The 878-nt window shown below is 52.5% G+C and carries 1 pseudogene; it reads right to left on the reverse strand.

Annotated elements, in window-relative coordinates:
• Positions 1-587: 587 nt before the first annotated feature.
• A pseudogene (locus GCN74_RS28205) lies at positions 588-878 on the reverse strand (transposase); the annotation flags it as partial.

An 878-nucleotide genomic window follows, 5' to 3' on the forward strand; every position in this document is an offset into this window, starting at 1 on the left:
CCTGGTTGTGACTGGTTGAATTATTGTGTCCATAAATAAATTTGTGGACACAATCAATTTGCGTCCCAAATTCAATCATCGGGATCTGCGGCGATTAAGGGAAGACGGTGGTGAGGCGACGCTTACGATTTTTCAGTGTTTTCCCAACCATTCAGGTACCGATACCCTCAAAAATACCCTCACCAGCAAAGTCCGCTATTGCCGGTTTGTCGCGGCCGGAATAGATGACACTAGCCCGCTTGCTCGCACCTGTCATCCGATTCTTCTGGGCGACAACGCCTTCATTTCAGCACAGCAGCAATCAAAACGCTCCGATGAATTTAAGGATACGCCGATCTTCAGCACCGCGCTGTCCCCCTGTCACCCTGTCATTAACGCCATATCAGGCCCGCTACAGCGACAGAGACGAGACAATGGACTGTCTCCTATCTCTCAACCGTTTTTACCATAGCCCATATTGCCTCCGCTTTTCACGTCTCGAGCAAGACAGTCAGTCGAGCCATAGCGGCATTTAGTAAAGCGCAACTTGCCGTGGATGGCCAAAGCTGAGATCGTGTACGAATGGCGGACCTGACCCCGGCCCTTCGTCCATGACGACGATGAATTTCTTGATAGTAAGTAGAGCAGTACTGGGCGGATTCCACGATCAGAATGGTGAATCAACGGCATCTTGCGCTGTCGTGCTCGCAGGGCCATCTTCAGGGCCTCGCTGACCTCTTCGGTTTGCAAGCTTGCGTGCACGTGATAGCCTACGATCTTGCGCGAATACGCATCCGTTACCAAGCTGACATAGACGAATTTGCCGGCGGTCGGCAGATAGGTAATGTCGGCTACCCAGACTTGCTCCGGCCGCGTAGCGAGCACTTGTTCCGGTCCTG

This window comes from Janthinobacterium sp. FT14W, assembly GCF_009208755.1.
GTDB lineage: Bacteria > Pseudomonadota > Gammaproteobacteria > Burkholderiales > Burkholderiaceae_D > Janthinobacterium > Janthinobacterium violaceinigrum.